The organism is Rodentibacter myodis, from assembly GCF_001999305.1.
Lineage (GTDB): Bacteria > Pseudomonadota > Gammaproteobacteria > Enterobacterales > Pasteurellaceae > Rodentibacter > Rodentibacter myodis.
On record NZ_MLHQ01000050.1, the window covers coordinates 1 to 1,039 of the forward strand.

Sequence of the window (1,039 nt, forward strand, 5' to 3'; positions counted from 1 at the left end):
CGTTCATTTTTGGGAAAAAGATGAGGAAAATAACGAATGGGATCCAGATAAAGTGGAAGTAGGCTCTAGCTCTTTCTAATATTCTTTTATCTAAATATTCTTTTTTAAATTCATCATAGGATAGTGTTTTGTAATTTGGAAACATTTGGATAAATTCTGGATCTGTTGTTGTTATTACATGTTCTTTATATTGGGGGAATAATCTCTCGTCAGGATTGAATGACCACATAAGGTCTTCTCGAATAATATTAATTTCATTACTAAAAGGTTTTATTCCATGACTTGTATCGAAATATGAGCCGACACAGAGCATACCAACTAATATTGCCCGAATAACGCCTCGAATGTATCCATCTAGCGTTGATAAGCGGATTTCAATTTCATCTTTTCCACGTTTTCTAATGGAAAAAGCGAGGTTTTTATAATCTTGTTTTTGCATATTTTTATCTCATATTAATTTCTTGTAATGTGGACGAAAAACGTGATTCGGAGCCTTGATAATCGGACATTGATACTTTTATATTTATCGTATGCACTTGAGCCTCATCTATGGTTGTGTAGAGGGGATCTTCAGTGTTAATTAGGACAAGCCCTTGCCATGGCGTATTGAAGTGAAGTAGGGCTTTACCCGGTTCAATATATTCAATACGACTAGGTTGTTTTTCATAATTCCAATAATGATTTATTGTTAATTTCTCCACTTTTATTGATTGTGCTAATTCATTGTTCATAATTACAGGATGTTGAATGAGAATACTATTAGCACTCCATTTTGATAAGATTATATCTTCTTTAAATTGGAAATAACGTTGCATTTCTATTTGTAAGTTAGTTGCAATTTCAGATGAGTTATATAGGGATAAACTATCCTTGAATTGTTCAGCCATTTTTTTTCTATCTTTACCGAACCATTGATAAAGTCCTTTGGTATCACCCCAATAGTTTAGGCTATCCCCCCAATATCCATTTTTAATCCAAAGCTCAATATCTTCCTTTTTCAAGGTAGAAAAAATAATCCCTACAAAAATCATCGCAAGCC

General features: G+C 32.9%; 2 pseudogenes. Both read right to left on the reverse strand.

Annotation, left to right across the window (positions count from 1 at the left end):
• Positions 1-439 (reverse strand): annotated as a pseudogene (locus tag BKL49_RS12010) (hypothetical protein); the annotation flags it as partial.
• A 4-nt stretch (positions 440-443) separates the two neighbouring features.
• Positions 444-1,039 (reverse strand): annotated as a pseudogene (locus BKL49_RS12015) (hypothetical protein); the annotation flags it as partial.